Source organism: Phytopseudomonas argentinensis, assembly GCF_900113905.1.
In the GTDB taxonomy this organism is placed as follows: Bacteria; Pseudomonadota; Gammaproteobacteria; order Pseudomonadales; family Pseudomonadaceae; genus Aquipseudomonas; species Aquipseudomonas argentinensis.
This window is the reverse complement of the sequence record NZ_FORC01000001.1, coordinates 695,865-711,887: the sequence shown is the minus strand read 5'-3', so window position 1 is coordinate 711,887 and position 16,023 is coordinate 695,865. Positions and strand designations below refer to the sequence as shown.

At 64.9% G+C, this 16,023-nt stretch carries 14 protein-coding genes; 8 read left to right on the top strand and 6 right to left on the bottom strand.

Going from position 1 to position 16,023, the window contains the following annotated elements; genetic code table 11:
• Nucleotides 1–6 precede the first annotated feature (6 nt).
• The 4 genes from BM154_RS03265 to BM154_RS03250 form a co-directional block, all read right to left on the bottom strand.
• Complete coding sequence (locus tag BM154_RS03265) at nt 7–3,552, bottom strand: molybdopterin cofactor-binding domain-containing protein (RefSeq protein WP_074880936.1); 3,546 nt, start codon at nt 3,550–3,552, stop codon at nt 7–9.
• A complete protein-coding gene (locus tag BM154_RS03260) occupies nt 3,543–4,037 on the bottom strand; it encodes a (2Fe-2S)-binding protein (RefSeq protein WP_074880934.1) in 495 nt (164 codons plus the stop codon). Before BM154_RS03260 ends, BM154_RS03265 begins: the two co-directional genes overlap by 10 nt.
• A gap of 414 nt (nt 4,038–4,451) precedes the next feature.
• Nucleotides 4,452–4,901, bottom strand: coding sequence for a MarR family winged helix-turn-helix transcriptional regulator (locus BM154_RS03255; RefSeq protein WP_074880931.1), 450 nt, complete (start codon nt 4,899–4,901; stop codon nt 4,452–4,454).
• A 118-nt stretch (nt 4,902–5,019) separates the two neighbouring features.
• Entirely contained in the window at nt 5,020–6,072 is a 1,053-nt protein-coding gene (locus tag BM154_RS03250) for a 2,5-dihydroxypyridine 5,6-dioxygenase (protein ID WP_074880929.1), read from the bottom strand.
• A 319-nt stretch (nt 6,073–6,391) separates the two neighbouring features.
• Between BM154_RS03250 and BM154_RS03245 the strand changes: the two genes are divergently transcribed.
• The 5 genes from BM154_RS03245 to BM154_RS03225 all read left to right on the top strand — a co-directional run bounded on the left by BM154_RS03245 (nt 6,392) and on the right by BM154_RS03225 (nt 11,249).
• On the top strand, nt 6,392–7,540 hold the full coding sequence (locus tag BM154_RS03245; RefSeq protein ID WP_074880926.1) for an FAD-dependent monooxygenase: 1,149 nt from the start codon (nt 6,392–6,394) through the stop codon (nt 7,538–7,540).
• Nucleotides 7,537–8,358, top strand: coding sequence for an alpha/beta fold hydrolase (locus BM154_RS03240; protein ID WP_074880924.1), 822 nt, complete (start codon nt 7,537–7,539; stop codon nt 8,356–8,358). Before BM154_RS03245 ends, BM154_RS03240 begins: the two co-directional genes overlap by 4 nt.
• Nucleotides 8,355–9,107: a maleate cis-trans isomerase family protein gene (locus BM154_RS03235; RefSeq protein ID WP_074880922.1), complete on the top strand. Its 753-nt coding sequence runs from the start codon at nt 8,355–8,357 to the stop codon at nt 9,105–9,107. Before BM154_RS03240 ends, BM154_RS03235 begins: the two co-directional genes overlap by 4 nt.
• A 10-nt stretch (nt 9,108–9,117) precedes the next feature.
• Nucleotides 9,118–9,756, top strand: coding sequence for an N-carbamoylsarcosine amidohydrolase (locus BM154_RS03230; RefSeq protein ID WP_074880920.1), 639 nt, complete (start codon nt 9,118–9,120; stop codon nt 9,754–9,756).
• A 176-nt stretch (nt 9,757–9,932) separates the two neighbouring features.
• Complete coding sequence (locus tag BM154_RS03225; RefSeq protein ID WP_074880917.1) at nt 9,933–11,249, top strand: MFS transporter; 1,317 nt, start codon at nt 9,933–9,935, stop codon at nt 11,247–11,249.
• Nucleotides 11,250–11,399: 150 nt separating this feature from the next.
• Here the strand turns inward: BM154_RS03225 and yghU are convergent, their stop codons facing one another.
• Complete coding sequence (gene yghU / locus BM154_RS03220) at nt 11,400–12,245, bottom strand: glutathione-dependent disulfide-bond oxidoreductase (RefSeq protein ID WP_074880915.1); 846 nt, start codon at nt 12,243–12,245, stop codon at nt 11,400–11,402.
• Nucleotides 12,246–12,544: 299 nt separating this feature from the next.
• On the opposite strand from yghU, the gene BM154_RS03215 reads away from it, so the two are divergent.
• A complete protein-coding gene (locus tag BM154_RS03215; RefSeq protein WP_074880913.1) occupies nt 12,545–12,997 on the top strand; it encodes an HhH-GDP family DNA glycosylase in 453 nt (150 codons plus the stop codon).
• Nucleotides 12,998–13,004: 7 nt separating this feature from the next.
• Here BM154_RS03215 and BM154_RS03210 read toward each other — a convergent pair whose 3' ends face one another.
• Nucleotides 13,005–13,496 (bottom strand): hypothetical protein, encoded by a 492-nt coding sequence (locus BM154_RS03210; protein WP_074880911.1) that lies wholly within the window; start codon nt 13,494–13,496, stop codon nt 13,005–13,007.
• 204 nt (nt 13,497–13,700) lie between these two features.
• On the opposite strand from BM154_RS03210, the gene BM154_RS03205 reads away from it, so the two are divergent.
• Both BM154_RS03205 and BM154_RS03200 read left to right on the top strand, forming a co-directional pair.
• Nucleotides 13,701–14,249, top strand: coding sequence for a DUF4124 domain-containing protein (locus tag BM154_RS03205; RefSeq protein WP_074880909.1), 549 nt, complete (start codon nt 13,701–13,703; stop codon nt 14,247–14,249).
• A gap of 135 nt (nt 14,250–14,384) precedes the next feature.
• Nucleotides 14,385–16,007: a methyl-accepting chemotaxis protein gene (locus BM154_RS03200; protein WP_074880907.1), complete on the top strand. Its 1,623-nt coding sequence runs from the start codon at nt 14,385–14,387 to the stop codon at nt 16,005–16,007.
• The last annotated feature ends 16 nt before the right edge of the window (nt 16,008–16,023 follow it).

Here is a 16,023-nt window from a genome sequence, read left to right as displayed (position 1 = left end):
GCGTCGTCAGTGACTGCCCGGGTTGGCGCGCACGTGGGCGACCTTTTCCGGCAGGTTTTTCCAGGCCGGTTGCTCGCCGGCGAAACGCTGGCGCAGGTAGCCGGCCAGGTCCGCCACCTGGCGGTCGCTGAGGTGGTCCTTGAAGGCTGGCATGTAGCCCAGATCGGGCGTGGCGGGTTTGTCGATACCATGCAGAATGACGTTCAGCAGGTTGTCGGGGACGGCGCTGTGGACGTTGCTGTTGACCGCCATCGACGGGCTGACACCGAACAGCTGGGGACCGTTGCCGTCGCTGTGACACGCCTGGCAGGCACCTTCGAAGATCCGCTGGCCCCGCGTCAGCGAGAGCGTATCGACCTTATCGCTGACGGCGCTCTTGGCGGCGGGCGCCGTGTTGGTATCCAGTGACACCAGATAATGCGCGATGGCTTCGACGTCGCCCTTCGGCAGCATGGCCAGTTCGCTGACTACCGGCCCCATGGGCCCGGCTGCCACGCCATGCTGACTGGAGAAGCCGCTGCTCAGGTATTCGCTCAGTTCGGCTTCCGTCCAGGGCACGCCACTGCTGCTCAAGGCATTCAGGGCCGGCGCCTCCCAGCCGTCGACCACGCCGCCGGCCAGGAAGGATTTGCCGGTTTTCTCTGCACCCAGCAGGTTGCGCGGCGAGTGGCAGGCGGCGCAGTGGCCCAGGCCGTTGACCAGGTAGGCGCCGCGGTTCCACTGCTCGGAGCGACTGGTGTGGGCCTGGTATTCGCCGCGACCGAGAAACAACGCGTTCCAGCCGGCCATCAACGGGCGGATATTGAACGGGAAGCTCATCTGGTTGGCGGGGGCGGACTGCTTCACCGGTTCCTGGGACATCAGGTAGGCGTAGAGCGACTGCATGTCGGTGTCGCTGATATTGCGAAAGGCGGTGTAGGGAAAGGCTGGATAGAGATGGCGACCGTCGCGGCTGATGCCCTCGCGCATCGCGCGCTCGAAGGCGCCGAACGACCAGGTGCCGATACCGGTTTTCCGATCCGGGGTGATATTGGTGCTGTACAGGGTGCCGAACGGCGTCTCCATGGCCAGGCCGCCGGCGTTGGTCGCGCCCTCCGGCGCGGTATGGCACACCGCGCAATCGCCAGCCGCCGCCAGCAGGCGGCCGCGCTCCAGGGTTGCGGCAGACCAGGTGCCTGGTGCTGCGGGTGCCACCGGGGCGATCTCGGCGCGCCAGGGCATGGCCGTGGCGAGCAGCCCCAGGGCTGTGCCGAACACCCCTGCCAGGCCGCCGAGCCACCACTTGCTGCGTTTCTTGCCGGTTGGGGGGGCTGGCGCGTCTGCGTCGGGCGAGCCGCCGTTGAGGGCGGCGCGCACCCGTTCGGCGGTGATCGGTAATTCGCGAAAGCGCAGGCCGGTGGCGTCGTAGATTGCATTGGCGATGGCTGCGGCGCTGGGCACCGAGGCCGACTCGCCACTGCCCATGGGCGGTTCGCTCTGGCGCGGCATCATCATCACGTCGATGGCCGGCACCTCCGGGAAGGTGAGGATCGGGTAGGTACCCCATTCGCTGCTGGCGACCTTGGACTCCTCGAATTGCACCTGCTCCTTGAGCACCCGGCTGGTGGACTGCACCACGTTGCCGTGGATCTGATGGCGCACGCCGTCGGGGTTGATCATCATGCCGGCGTCGTGGCCGATCACCACGCGGGTCACCGCCACTTCGCCGGTGCGCTTGTCCACTGCCACGTCGGCGACCCAGGCCGCCCAGGCCGCGCCGAAGCCGGGGAACTTGCTGTGGATGTAGCGCGCGTAGGCGAAGCCGCGACCGCGCAACACGTCACCTTCGGGTGGAGTTTGCTGAGGCTGTGTGCGGGGTTGCCAGTCGGCACGCCTGGCCGTGGCTTCGATCAGCTCTTTGGCGCGGGGATCGTCCAGGTGCTGCAGGCGGTATTGCACTGGGTCGACGCCAGCGGCGAAGGCCAGCTCGTCGATGTACGACTCATGGGCGAAGCTGTTGGGCAGCGCCGAGACTCCGCGCATCCACGAGGCGCGCACCAGCGGTGCCATGTCGTTGATGGTCACGCGCATATGTTCGTAGTCGTAGGGCGGTATCGAGGTGCGGTCGCCCATCTCGAACATCATCGGCAGCGGCTCGACCCGACCGGTCAGCAGCAGGGCCAGGGTCGGCGCGCCGTTGGAGGGGTAGCTGGTCTGGAAGTCGTAGGCGCTGATGCTGCCATCGGCGTTCAGCCCGCCGTCCACTTCCATCAACTGCGCCGTGCCCTTGGGCTCCCACACATGTTCCTGTTCGCGGGTCAGCTGCACCCGTACCGGCTTGCCTACGGCACGCGACAGCAGCAGCGCGTCGGCACACACGTCGTCGGCGCAGTTGCGGCCGTAGCAGCCCGAGGCCTCCATGCGGATGATCTCGATATGACGCTCGTCGCACTCCAGCAGCCAGGCCAGGTCGGCGCGCAACAGGTGCGGGTTCTGCGTGCCGGACCAGACCCGCGAATGTTGTTCGCTGTAGTCGGCCACGGCGCAGGACGGGCCGATGGAGGCATGCAGCTGGTAGGGCCACAGGTAGGTGCGGGTCAGGCGTTGGTCGGCATCCTTCAGCGCCTGCTCGACGTCCCCCTTGTCGAGCACGGTGCGGGCGATGCGCGGGTTGTCGCGAATGGCCTGGGCGACATCACGCAGGTCGGGCAACTTCTGCTGCCAGGGTTTCCACTCGATGCGCAGTTGCTGGGCGGCGCGGATGGCTTGTTCCTCGCGCTCGGCGACCACGCCGACGAAGTCGCGGATCACCACCACGGCGACGATGCCGGGTAGGTCGGCGATGGAGCTTTCATCCACCGCGAGCAGGCTGTTGCCGACGAAGTCGCCACTGTCGTAACCGGCATAGGGCGGGCGAATGACGCGTCCGTGGAGCATGCCGGGCAGGCGCATGTCGTGGACGTAGGTGAGCTCGCCGGTGGCCTTGGCCGGAATGTCGACCCGGGCCGCGCCCTGGCCGACCAGGCGGTATTCGCTGGCCGGTTTGAGCGGCGCCTCGCCGCTGATTTGCAGGCGAACATGTCCGCCGGTGATCAGCTCACCGAAACCCAGCTGGCGGCCATCGGGATGGGTGAACACACCGCCCTCAAGGGTCAATTGTTCGCCTGGCGTTTGCCAGCGCTCGCTGGCCTGCTGCCGTAGATGGCGGCGGGCTTCGGCGGCGGCGTTGCGCAAGGGCACGGCGCTGATCTGGATGGTCGCGCTGGCGATGGTCGCGCCCTGGTTGGGCGCGCGCTCGGTATCGCCCAGCACCATCTCGACCTGGTCCAGCTGCAGGTAAAGCTCCTCGGCGACGATCTGTGCCAGGGAGGTGCGAATACCGGTGCCCAGGTCCACGTGCCCATTGAAGGCGTACACCTTGCCGGCTCCGGTGATGGCCAGGAACAGGCCCAGCTCCTTGGGCTTGAGCGTGGCGCTCTGGCCCTTGGGCATGGGGCCGGACGGCGGCTGGATGGTGTCGACGACCAGCAATACGTCGGGCTGGGCCAGCCATTGCTCGAGGGTCAGCTGCATGGGGTGTCTCCGTGCGGGGCGGCCGGGCGGCCAGCAGCGCGCAGGGCGGCGCGCATGATTTCGACGTGGGTGCCGCAGCGGCACAGGTTGGCCGACAGCTCGCGGCGCAGCTGTTCGTCGCTGGGGTTGGGCTCGCGCAGCAACAGGGCCTTGATGGTCATGATCATGCCGTTGAGGCAGTAGCCGCATTGCGCTGCCTGTTCGGTGATGAAGGCTTGCTGCACCGGATCAGGGCATTGCCGACTGCCGAGGCCTTCCAGCGTGGTCACGCTGCGGCCTATGGCGCCGCCGACGGGAAATACGCAGGAACGGGTGGCACGGCCATCGATGATTACCGTGCAGGCGCCACATTCACCGAGGCCGCAGCCGTACTTGGGGCCGTTGAGGGCCAGATCGTTGCGCAGGATGTACAGCAGTGGGGTCTGCGGTTCAGCGTTGAGCTGCACCGCCTGGCCATTCACCTGCAGGGTCAGGGTCTTTTCCATGGATGCCTTGCCGCCTTGTGTGCCTGCTCCCGGCGTTACCGCAATACTCAGGAAATCGGCTTTTTGTTCGTTAAGTGCTTACTTCATGAAAAGTGCTTTTTACTAGGCAAGGAATGGGCCAGGGTGGGCTGTGTAGATTGGGGAGAGGACGCAGCTATCTGCTGATAGCTATCGTGGAAGATGGGTGCGCAGTGGCTGCAAGGTACGGAGCGGTGGTCTGGCTCGCTTTTGTGGGAGTGCGCCATGCGCACGAATCGCGGGCATGGCCCGCTCCCACAGAAATTCGCTGTGTGGCCGCTTGCATATGTTGCCAGCTGTAGGGTGGGGCGGGCGGCGATCCGCTTCAGCCCACCAGAATCGAATGTTCGCTACCGACGCACTGTTTGTCGTAAGCAGGGTGCAGCAATCTGTTAACTACTCGCCGCTGTCGTTCATCTTGCGCAGCAGGTAGAGGATGGCGATGCGTTCGCCGGGGTTGAGGCTGCCCATGGTCAGTTCGCTGATCTGCTGGGCGCAGGGGATCATGTCGGCGAGCAGTGCGCTGCCGGCGGCGGTGAGTTCGACGATGACCTTGCGCTTGTCACTGGGATCCGGCGACAGGGCGACCAGGTCGCGCGCCTTGAGGCGCTCGACGATGCCGCGGATGGTGGCTTGGTCCACTGCCGTGGCCTTGATCAGCTCGGCTTGCGAGCTGGGGCCTTGGTCGCGCAGGGCGCACAGGGTGACGAACTGGATGGAGGTGAGCTGGGCGTCGCAGGCGTTCTGCTGAAAGATCGCGGTATGACGCTGGTAAGCCTTGCGCAGCAAGTGGCCGATCTGTTCGGTGACCTGATAGGTGTTGGCGGACGAGTCGTCGATCGACATGGGCAGGTTTCGCTTCCAGGCGCAGGGCGCCGATTATAACCGCGCAAGCCGGCGAGGTGTTCGCCGCGCCGGCTTGCGGGTATGGAGGATCGGCGGCTGGCGCTGCCTTGTGGTGTCGTCAGCTGGCCTTGGATTCCGGCGGGTAGACCACGTCGCCGGCCAGTACCACGGCCCTGTCATCGAGGTAGATGTCGCAGCCACGCAGCGGAATATCCAGGTGGCACGGCGTCTTGCGCGTGCCGCCGACTTCGGTGTTCGGCCCGGTGGAGAACAGGAAGTTGCCGTAGAAGGCACGGGCGTCCATGCACATGCCGTCGTTGCGGTCGTGCAGGCCCATGGCGGTCCATTGGGCGCGCGGCTGCAGGCCCCAACCGATATGGGAAATGCCGTAGACCTCGGGGTCCTTGAAGTACTTCAGGTAGTCACGCAGGTACTCGGCCTCGAAACCGCCGTGGATGCCGGTGATAAAGCCCTTGTCGATCTCCAGGGTGATGCGCTCGCGGCAGTAGTTCTTGAACGGCAGCACGATGTCGCCGACATCCAGCACCAGGGTGCCCTGGGCGGTTTCCTCGTTGGGCCAGCTGAACAGGAAGCCGCTGGGCCAGTGGTCCCAGCGACCCGGCTCGTCGGCAAAACCGTATTCGGTAACTGCCGGGTACTGCCCCAGCTCGGCGTGGAAGTCGCTGCCCGCCGCCGAGCGCACGTGCAGGCTGCGCGCCTGCTTGAGCAGTGCCTCGCTGGCCAGCACACGGCGCTTGTCGTCCTCGGTCGGCAGCATGCGTGCCAGCACTTCGGGCGGCTCCACGGCCAGCAGGATGCGCGTGCCGGTCTTGAGAATCTGCTCCTGCTCGGGCGAGTGCAGCAGCATCATGGTGTCGACCACCAGGTCGGCGGCTTCCAGCGCGCGCTGCGCCGCCAGATTGCCGGTCAGGGCGGTATCGCCGCAGTAGGCCGTCATGTCATTGCCCATCGCCCGCGGGTGATTGAAGGAGGGCAGCTCGACGGCATACACCTTGGCTTTCAGGCGTTGTGCGGCGTCCATCGCCGCACGCACGGTGCGTGGGTTCGAATAATGGCTCTTGAGAATGGCCACGCTCTGGGTCTCGTCGACCCGCGAGAGGGTCAGCACCTGTTCGAACATCTGGGTCAGTTCACTATCGCTTACCGGCATGGCAGGTCTCCTGATTGCGTTGCTCGCTGTGCGCACCATCGTGGGTCGGGCTGCTGGGTGTTGGTGCGTTTTTGTAGAGTGTTCGCTCTATTTGTTTTTAATAGAACCTCATGTTCAAACGCTTGGCAATCTTTCTGTAGAAGCGTTACCAATCTACACAAATGCCGTTTTATTTGGTTTTTATGAGGTTTTTAGTTCTTTTCAGGTCGTTGAAAAAATACTTTAAGAACCCTCTTCACATTCCAAAAATATAGTGCATACACTGTAATTGTCTTGCGGGCAGGGTCCCGCTTCGTAGCCAAGAAGAGGAGAGATGCCCATGGGCGCTCAGCAGAAAATCGCCATCGTCGGTGCCGGGCTAGGTGGGGCAGCCGCCGCTACCTTGCTGCAGCAGGCTGGCTTCGACGTGACCGTTTACGAGCAGTCGCCGGAGTTCTCACGTCTGGGGGCCGGTATCCATGTCGGCCCGAACGTGATGAAGGTCTTTCGGCGCATGGGCCTGGAGCAGCCGCTGGAGCAGATGGGCTCGCACCCGGATTTCTGGCACAGCCGCGACGGCCTCAGCGGCGACTACCTGTCGCGCATTCCCCTGGGTGAATTCGCGCGCCGCGAGTACGGCGCGGCCTATGTCACCGTGCACCGTGGTGACATGCACGACCTGCAGATCAACAGCATCGCGCCGGGTACGCTGCAGTTCGGCAAGAAGCTGGAAACCATCGTCGACGAGGGCGACCAGGTGCGCCTGACCTTCACAGACGGCAGCCAGGCCACGGCCGATATCGTGATCGGTGCCGACGGTATTCACTCGAAGATCCGCGAAGAGTTGCTGGGCGCCGAAGCGCCGATCTACAGCGGCTGGGTCGCGCACCGGGCGTTGATCCGTGGCGAGAATCTGGTACGCCATGCCGATGTGTTCGAGCCCTGCGTGAAGTGGTGGACCGATGACCGCCACATGATGGTCTATCACACCACCGCCAAGCGTGATGAGTACTACTTCGTCACCGGCGTGCCCCACGAGGCCTGGGATTTCCAGGGCAATTACGTGGACAGCAGCCAGGAAGAAATGCTGGCGGCGTTCGAGGGCTATCACCCGACGGTGCAGAAGCTGATCCGCTCCACCGAGGACATCACCAAGTGGCCGCTACGCAATCGCAACCCCTTGCCGCTGTGGAGCCGTGGCCGGCTGGTGCTGCTGGGCGACGCCTGCCACCCGATGAAGCCGCACATGGCCCAGGGCGCTGGCATGGCCATCGAAGACGCGGCGATGCTCACCCGCTGCCTGCAGGAAACCGGGCTGACCGACTACCGCACCGCGTTCGAACTCTACGAGGCCAACCGCAAGGAGCGGGCGTCGCGCGTGCAGGCAGTGTCCAACGCCAACACTTTCCTGCGTACCCAGGAGGACCCGGCCTGGGTCTACGGCTATGACGTCTATGCCCAGCCGCTGAAAAGCGGGGTAGCGGCATGAGCACGCTGATCGGCGGCGGCAACGTACAGGCCAACGGCATCCGCCAGCACTACCTGCGCTATGGCGGCAAGGGACCGGTGCTGCTGCTGGTGCCCGGCATCACCAGCCCGGCGATCACCTGGGGCTTCGTCGGCGAGGTGCTGGGCCGCCAGTTCGATACCTACATCCTCGATGTGCGCGGCCGTGGCCTGTCTTCCAGCGGGCCACAGCTGGCCTACGACACCGACACCTGCGCTGCGGACATCATCGCCTTCGCAGCCGCCCTGGGCTTCGAGCGCTACAGCCTGCTCGGCCACTCGATGGGCGCGCGTTTCGCCATTCGCGCCGCGGCAATGGGCGCCGCGGGGCTGGAGCGCCTGGTGCTGATCGATCCGCCCGTGTCCGGGCCGGGGCGCCGCGACTATCCGAGCAAGCTGCCCTGGTACGTCGACTCCATCCGCCAGGCGGAGCAGGGCATGGATGCCGAGGCGATGAAAGCCTTCTGCCCGACCTGGACGCCCGAGCAACTGCAGTTGCGCGCCGAGTGGCTGCACACCTGTTACGAGCCGGCCATCGTCCAGGCCTTCGAAGAGTTTCACAGCGTGAATATCCACCAGTACCTGCCAGCCGTGCAGCAGCCAGCGCTGCTGATGGTGGCCGGGCGCGGCGGGGTGATCGAGGCGGTCGACGAGGCCGAGCTGCGCGAACTCAAGGCGGATCTGCAGATCGCCCGGGTCAGCGATGCCGGGCACATGATTCCCTGGGATAACCTGGGCGGCTTCTTCGCTGCCTTCGGCGATTTCCTCGGGCAACCCATTCACCACGAGGTGCTGCCATGAACAGGCTCTATCGCATCGGCCAGATCGTGCCGAGCTCCAACACCACCATGGAAACCGAGATCCCGGCGATGCTCACCGCGCGCCAGGCCATCCGCCCGGAGCGCTTCACCTTTCACTCGGCGCGCATGCGCATGAAGCAGGTGAAGAAGGAAGAGCTGGCGGCCATGGATGCCGAGTCCGATCGCTGCGCGCTGGAGCTGTCCGACGCCAAGGTCGACGTGCTCGGCTATGCCTGCCTGGTGGCGATCATGGCCATGGGCCTGGGCTATCATCGCCAGTCCGAAAAGCGCCTGCGTCAGGTGACCGCCGACAACGACGCCAACTCGCCGGTGATCACCAGCGCCGGTGCCCTGGTCGAGGCGCTCAAGGTGATGAAGGCCAAGCGCATCGCCATCGTCGCGCCCTACATGAAGCCGCTCACCGAACTGGTGGTCGACTACATCCGCGAGGAAGGCTTCGAGGTGGTCGACTGGCGTGCCCTGGAAATCCCCGACAACTTGCAGGTGGCGCGCCACGACCCGGCCAACCTGCCGGATATCGTCGCCGGCATGAACCTGGAGGGCGTCGATGTGGTGGTGCTGTCGGCCTGCGTGCAGATGCAGTCGCTGCCGGCGGTGGCCAAGGTCGAGGCGCTGACCGGCAAGCCGGTGGTCACCGCGGCCATCGCCACCACCTATTGCATGCTCAAGGCATTGAACCTGGAGCCGATCGTGCCCGGTGCCGGTGCGCTGTTGTCCGGCGCTTACTGAGGAGGCGGCCATGAGCGGGCAGAGCCTTAGCGACAACTATCAGGGCGTCTGGGGGCAGCGTATCGGCTTCGGTGCGCGGCCGGCCCTGCTGATGATCGACTTCATGCAGGGCTACACCACGCCGGGCGCGCCGCTGTACGCGCCGGGTGTGGTCAGCGCGGTGGAGCAGTCGGTCGCGTTGCTGGAGACGGCGCGCCGGCTGGGCATCGCGCTGGTGCACAGCAATATCCGCTACCAGGCCGCCGATTGTGCCGACGGCGGCATGTGGGTGCGCAAGGCGCCGGTGATGAAGGACATGGTCGACGGCAACCCGCTGGCCGAGTTCTGTGTGCCGGTTTCGCCGTTGCCGGGGGAGCAGGTGGTCACCAAGCAGTACGCCAGCGTGTTCTTCGGTACCAGCCTGGCTGCACAGTTGCATGCCCAGGGGATCGATACCCTGATCCTGGCGGGCTGCTCGACCAGTGGCTGCATTCGCGCCAGTGCGGTGGATGGGGTGCAGCACGGTTTTCGCACCATCGTCGTGCGCGAGTGCGTCGGTGATCGCCACCAGGCGCCCCACGAGGCCAACCTGTTCGACATCGACAGCAAATACGGCGATGTCGTGAGCCTGGAGGAGACACTCGGTTATCTGCAGCGGATTGCCCGCTGATTCACCCATAAGGAGTTGGCGGTACGCTGCCTGTTCCACTGATCGCGCCGAAGAGGGCGATCGCCATGCATTGCATGGCACTGACGCTGCCTTGGGAAGTCGCCGTTGCGACGCTCAGCGCGTCGACGACTGCTGGCTTCAACAACAATCACAAGTCACCGCCAGGAGACAACGCAATGTCTTACGTACCCGCTACCAGCACCGCCATGGGCAGTGCTGCCGACAGCTCGAAGGAGCTGTACCGCAAAGTGACCTGGAAGCTCATCCCCTTCCTGTGCTTCTGCTACCTCGCGGCCTATCTGGATCGCATCAACGTCGGTTTCGCCAAACTGCAGATGCTCAGCGACCTGCAATTCAGCGAGGCGGCCTATGGCTTCGGAGCGGGGCTGTTCTTCGTCGGTTACATCCTCTTCGAAGTGCCCAGCAACCTGGTGCTGCAGAAGGTCGGTGCCAAGGTGTGGATCGCCCGCATCATGATCACCTGGGGCCTGCTGTCGGCCTGCACCATGTTCGTCACCACCACCACCGAGTTCTACATCATCCGTTTTCTGCTCGGCGCCGCCGAAGCCGGCTTCCTGCCCGGTGTGCTGTACTACCTGACCACCTGGTACCCGACCTACCGACGCGGGCGCATCATTGCGCTGTTCATGATCGGCCTGCCGCTGTCCAGCGTGATCGGCGGGCCGATCTCCGGGTGGATCATGAACCACTTCGACCAGGTCAACGGCCTGCGCGGCTGGCAGTGGCTGTTCCTGCTCGAGGCGATTCCCAGCGTGCTGCTCGGCATCCTCACCTTCTGGGCGTTGCCCAATCACTTCAATCAGGCGAAGTGGCTCAGTGCCGAGGAAAAGGCGCAACTGGCCAGTGACCTGGCGGCCGACGACGCGGAAGGCAAGGACAGCAAGCACAGCTTTCGTGACGGCTTCTTCAACCTCAAGGTGTGGATGCTCGGCGGCATCGACTTCTCGATCCTGCTCAGCGCCTACGCCATGGGCTTCTGGATGCCGACCTTCATCCGCAACACCGGGGTGACCGATACCTTTCATATCGGCCTGCTGACCGCCATTCCCAGCCTGGCGGCCCTGGCCGGCATGCTGCTGATCGGCGCCAGCTCGGATCGTCATCGCGAGCGGCGCTGGCACATCATCGTGCCCTTCATCGTCGGTGCCGCGGCCATGGCCAGCAGCACGCTGTTCAGCCACAACCTGGTGATGACCGTGACGCTGTTCGCCATCGCTTCGGCGGCGATCATCGGTGCCGTGCCGGTGTTCTTCAGCCTGCCGGCGACCTTTCTCAAGGGCACGGCTGCGGCAACCGGTTTTGCGCTGGCCTGCTCGCTAGCCAATATCGCCGGCCTGGTGAGCAACTCGCTGATGGGCCTGGTCACCGACCTGACCGGCACCAGCCACGCGGCGCTGTGGTTCTTCGCCGGGTGCCTGATCCTCAGCTGCCTGCTGGTGATCGCCCTGCCAGCCAAGCTGGTCAACCGCTAGGCCGAGGCGCCCCGCCTGGCCCTGTCGGGCGCGGCACTTCGGGGTTCGGCCCGTTACCACCCCACGACAAAACCAAGCCCCGATGCTGAACGGCATCGGGGCTTGTGTTTGTCCATCCTGCGCACGGCGTTTGCCGGCGTTATCAGCGTCTCAGGCGTTGTCCAGATCCGCCGCCTGATGCCGCTCGGGCACCTGCTCGGCTTCCTCGCCCCAGGTGCGGTTGACGCGGCGGCCGCGTTTTACCGCGTCACGCTCGGCGATCTCGTTGGCCCAGCGTTGTACGTGGGGGTATTCGTGGGCGGCGAGGAATTCGGCGGCGCCATAGACGTTGTTGCGCACCAGTTCGCCATACCAGGGCCACACGGCGATGTCGGCGGTGCTGTAGGTGTCGCCGGCCAGGTAGCGATTCTCCGCGAGGCGCTGGTTGAGCACATCCAGCTGGCGCTTGGCTTCCATGGTGAAGCGGTTGATGGCGTATTCGAACTTCTCCGGGGCGTAGGCGTAGAAGTGCCCGAAGCCGCCGCCCAGGTAGGGCGCCGAGCCCATCTGCCAGAACAGCCAGTTGAGGGTTTCGGTGCGGCCGGCCAGGTCCTTGGGCAGCAACTCGCCGAACTTCTCTGCCAGGTACAGCAGGATCGAGCCGGACTCGAACACGCGGATCGGCGTATCGCCACTGCGGTCGAGCAGGGCCGGAATCTTCGAGTTCGGGTTGACGCCCACGAAGCCGCTGGAGAACTGGTCGCCTTCGCCAATGCGGATCAGCCAGGCGTCGTATTCGGCGTCGCTGTGCCCCAGGGCCAGCAGCTCCTCGAGCAGGATGGTCACCTTCACGCCATTGGGCGTTGCCAGGGAGTAGAGCTGCAGCGGGTGCTGGCCGACCGGCAGTTCCTTGTCATGGGTCGCGCCGGCGGTGGGGCGGTTGATCTTGGAGAACTGGCCACCGGAAGCTTCAAGGTGCTGCCATACCTTTGGCGGAACATAGGTTGATTGGGTCATCGAATCCTCGCTATCGGCGTGATGGGGCAATGCATGTGAACGCGAGGCTAGCCCGATTACGCCGGCTATTCGAGAGGCTCTGGCGCATGGTGGCTATCGACCGGGTTGATAAAGGGGCCGACAAGCCGGCGGGCAAGGCCTGTGCAGAGACGGGCTGCAACGGTGAGCGCCTGGCTCGCCAGCCAATTGCGGCTGAAACCTCATGGGCCGGCAGCGCTCTGACATCAGGTAGGGCAGGTTGGGTAAATGTCGCTCTGGCGTTCCTGCCAGGGTGTGGCGGATGGGCGGGGAGGACATGCATGGCCGAAAAACGCATCAGCGCAGAGCAGCTCGGGCTTGCGGCCGGGCTCGAAAAGGCCGATAAAAAGGCGCTGTTCAAGTGGCTGCTGGCGAGCTTCGTGTTCGGCAAGCCGATCCAGCAGGCGGTGGCTGAACGGGCCTACCGGATCCTCGTCGAGCAGCGCGGGCTGGATACGCCCGCCAGGCTCGCCGGCTGCAGCCAGCAGGAGTTGGTGCGGCTGCTTGGCCAGGCCCGCTACGTGCGTTACGACATTTCCACTGCGGCGCGGCTGCATAAGCTCAGCCGCAAGTTGATGGCCGAATACGACGGCAGCGTCACCGCCATCCGCCGGCAAAGCCCCAGCCGGCATGACTTCGCGCAGCGCTTGCTGGCGTTCGAGGGCATCGGCCCGAAGACGGTGGAGATCTTCATGCGCGAGGCCGAGGCCGGGCTTTATGGAAGCACTGACTAACTAGCGGTCAGGCGCGCGCACCGCCACGGGCATTCTTCTTCTGCAAGATCTCCGAGGCCTGGTTGTAGGCCGTCTGGAAACTTTCGCCGCTGATCCACTGCACGGCGGCATCTTCGTCTTCGCCGTGGAACAGGCTGCGATAGACGATCAGCAGGCCCATCATGAAATCGGTCGCCGCTTGCGGGTCTTCCTCGGCGACCACCAGTTCGAGCACCGGGTACTGCAAGAACACCAGGCACAGGGCGAGCAGGCTGAGGGTTTCGGCCTTGTGCATGGCCTGGAACAGGTCATCGAAGTGCGCCGGGTCGAAGCCGTTTTCCTCGATGTCCTTGAAGTCGAAGGTGCTGAGGTCGATCTCCACGTCATCGAAGGGCTCGTCGATCTGCGGGTTGGCCAGCAGCGGATGCACGACATTGGCCTTGGGCTTGTCCATGCGGTTCTGCCTGGCCTTGGTCTTGGCCCGCTGGGCGCGTTTTTTCTGCTTGTCGGGAGAGGCCATGGCGGCTGGGTCCTTGTGGGGAGCTGAAAGCGGATGGGCATTGTATGCAGTCTTGGCCGCGTCGTTGCGGCAACTTTATGCAAAGCCATCGTGGGCTCGCTCGCCGTTATCAGCCGGGTAATGCGCCTGCCCCTTGGCAAAGCCCCCGCCTGGTTCTAGATTGCCCGCAGCGCAGCCCGCGCTCAGTAAAAGGATTTATCGATCATGCTCGTTCGCCCGACGCTCGCGTTGCTCGTGCTGTGCAGCCTTTCCACCCAGGCGCTGAGCCAGGTGTACAGCTGGGTGGACGGCAATGGCCGGAAGCATTTCGGCAGCCAGCCACCGGCGGCTCAGCAGCAGGTCGAGACGCTGACGATCAAGCCCGGCTACGCTGCTGAGACGCCAGCGCCTGCCGCCGTGGCGCCCGTTCAGGCCGCGACGCAGGAGCCTGCCGCCGGCAAGACCTCGAAACGCGATATGTGCCAGAGCGCCATGCGCTGGACGGTCATCGACCTCAAGAACCTGCGCGAGATTGCCCAGCAACGCCGGGATGCCGGCCGCATTACCGCCGCCGAATTCCAACAGGGCCAACAGAACCTGGCCGGCGCCGAGCAGCGGATCACCTTGCAGGATTGCCTCGGCAGTTCGGCCGATGACCAGCAGCGCTATGAATGCCTTTCCAGGGGCGCCGGTGTGCTGGCCTGCTCCGGGCTGCTGTCCGCCGCCATGCAGGAGGCCGAGCAGCAGGCCCGGAAGCGGATCAGCAAACCCTAGACTGCGCCCGCTGGCCTTTACCCAGGTGATATCCCCAATCATCCGGCTATTTAGACGGCTGGTTATCTAGCTGCAACATATCTGTCATGCAATCTTCATAAGCTCGCCGCACCTTCCTTCCCGTTCGAGAATTCCATGAGCTTTGGTCGTTCGCTGCGTGCCCAATTGGTATTGCTGATTGGCGGTGGCCTGGTGTTGATGTTGCTGATTGCGCTGGCTGGTTTTGCGTTGTTGTCGCGCCAATTGGATGGCTATGGAGCGCTACTGGGAGGCCCGCTGGAAGAAGCACGCCAGGTGGATGGCGCCAACCTGGCCTTCAAGATCCAGGTTCAGGAATGGAAGAACGTGCTCTTGCGCGGCGCTGACGAAGCGCAGCGCAACCGTTACTGGCAGCAGTTCCAGGATGAAGAGCAACGGGTGCAGACGCAGATCGGCACGCTGATCGAAACAGCGGACAGCGCCGAGCTGCGCCAGCGGCTGAGCGAGTTGCGCGCTGCCCACGCCGAGATGGGGCAGGCCTATCGCCGTGGTTATCAGGCCTTTGCCGCAGCAGGGTTTTCCGCCCAGGCTGGCGATGCCGCGGTAAAGGGCATCGACCGAGCCACTACCGAGCAGCTGTCGTTACTGGTCGACGAACTGCACACGCGTAGCCAGGCCAGCGCCGGGCAGTTGAGTGAAAACGCCCAGCGCAGCGTGTTGTTCGGCAGCCTGGCGATGCTCGGTCTCGGCGTGCTGCTGGCGCTGTTCAGCGCGTGGCTGGTCAACCGACGCATTACCACGCCGCTGCTGCAGGCCACCGGGCAGCTCGAACTGCTCAGCCGCGGACAGTTCGGCGAGCGCCTGAGCGAAGGTCGTGAGGATGAGGTCGGGCAGCTGGCCGAGGCCGCCAACCGCCTGCGCGAATTCATGCAGGCGCTGTCCCAGCAACTGCGCCGCGGCACCGGTGAGCTGGACGCCGCCACACAGGAACTGAGCAGCGTAGCCGGGCATATCGGCCAGGGAATTCGCGACCAGTTCACCCGCACCGATCAGGTGGCCACCGCCATGCACGAGATGAGCGCCACGGCCGAAGAGGTGGCGCGCCATGCAGCCAGTGCGGCGCGAGCCGCCGACCAGGCCGATCAGGCGGCCCAGGAGGGTGAAAGCACCATGGCCAGTACCATCGCCACCATCGAGCGCCTGCACGGGGAGATCACCCGCACCGCCGAGGTCATCACCCGGCTCGACAGCGACAGCGAGCGCATCGGCGGTGTGCTGGAAGTGATCCGCGGCATTGCCGACCAGACCAACCTGCTGGCCCTCAATGCCGCCATCGAGGCCGCGCGCGCCGGTGAGGCCGGCCGCGGCTTCGCGGTGGTGGCCGATGAAGTGCGCAACCTGTCTTCGCGCACCGCGAGTTCGATCAGCGAGATTCACCAGCTGATCGCCAATGTTCAGGGCGCCTCCAAGGAAGCCAGCGCGGCGATCGCTACCGGGGCGCAGCAGAGTGCGGCCGGTCGTGCCCAGGTCGGGGTGGCCGGCGAGCGCCTGCACAGCATCACCCAGGCGGTGGAAGCCATCCGTGACATGAACCGGCAGATCGCCACGGCGGCCGAGGAACAGACCTCGGTGGCCGAGGACATCGCCCGCAACCTGGCCGAGATCGTGTCCATCGCCCAAAGCAATGAAGCCGACCTGCAGCGCAGCGAATCGGCGAGCCGCGCCATGCAGGGGCTGTCCGGCGACCTGTCGACACTGGCGGCGCGCTTGCAGCACTGATCAGCCATCGGAAGGA

Bases quoted from the DNA above. Each gene is read 5' to 3' on its own strand.
- BM154_RS03265 (WP_074880936.1), bottom strand. From the start codon at position 3,552: ATGCAGCTGACCCTCGAGCAATGGCTGGCCCAGCCCGACGTATTGCTG.
- BM154_RS03225 (WP_074880917.1), top strand. From the start codon at position 9,933: ATGTCTTACGTACCCGCTACCAGCACCGCCATGGGCAGTGCTGCCGAC.
- BM154_RS03235 (WP_074880922.1), top strand. From the start codon at position 8,355: ATGAACAGGCTCTATCGCATCGGCCAGATCGTGCCGAGCTCCAACACC.
- BM154_RS03210 (WP_074880911.1), bottom strand. From the start codon at position 13,496: ATGGCCTCTCCCGACAAGCAGAAAAAACGCGCCCAGCGGGCCAAGACC.
- BM154_RS03245 (WP_074880926.1), top strand. From the start codon at position 6,392: ATGGGCGCTCAGCAGAAAATCGCCATCGTCGGTGCCGGGCTAGGTGGG.
- BM154_RS03200 (WP_074880907.1), top strand. From the start codon at position 14,385: ATGAGCTTTGGTCGTTCGCTGCGTGCCCAATTGGTATTGCTGATTGGC.
- BM154_RS03215 (WP_074880913.1), top strand. From the start codon at position 12,545: ATGGCCGAAAAACGCATCAGCGCAGAGCAGCTCGGGCTTGCGGCCGGG.
- BM154_RS03240 (WP_074880924.1), top strand. From the start codon at position 7,537: ATGAGCACGCTGATCGGCGGCGGCAACGTACAGGCCAACGGCATCCGC.
- BM154_RS03260 (WP_074880934.1), bottom strand. From the start codon at position 4,037: ATGGAAAAGACCCTGACCCTGCAGGTGAATGGCCAGGCGGTGCAGCTC.
- yghU (WP_074880915.1), bottom strand. From the start codon at position 12,245: ATGACCCAATCAACCTATGTTCCGCCAAAGGTATGGCAGCACCTTGAA.
- BM154_RS03250 (WP_074880929.1), bottom strand. From the start codon at position 6,072: ATGCCGGTAAGCGATAGTGAACTGACCCAGATGTTCGAACAGGTGCTG.
- BM154_RS03255 (WP_074880931.1), bottom strand. From the start codon at position 4,901: ATGTCGATCGACGACTCGTCCGCCAACACCTATCAGGTCACCGAACAG.
- BM154_RS03205 (WP_074880909.1), top strand. From the start codon at position 13,701: ATGCTCGTTCGCCCGACGCTCGCGTTGCTCGTGCTGTGCAGCCTTTCC.
- BM154_RS03230 (WP_074880920.1), top strand. From the start codon at position 9,118: ATGAGCGGGCAGAGCCTTAGCGACAACTATCAGGGCGTCTGGGGGCAG.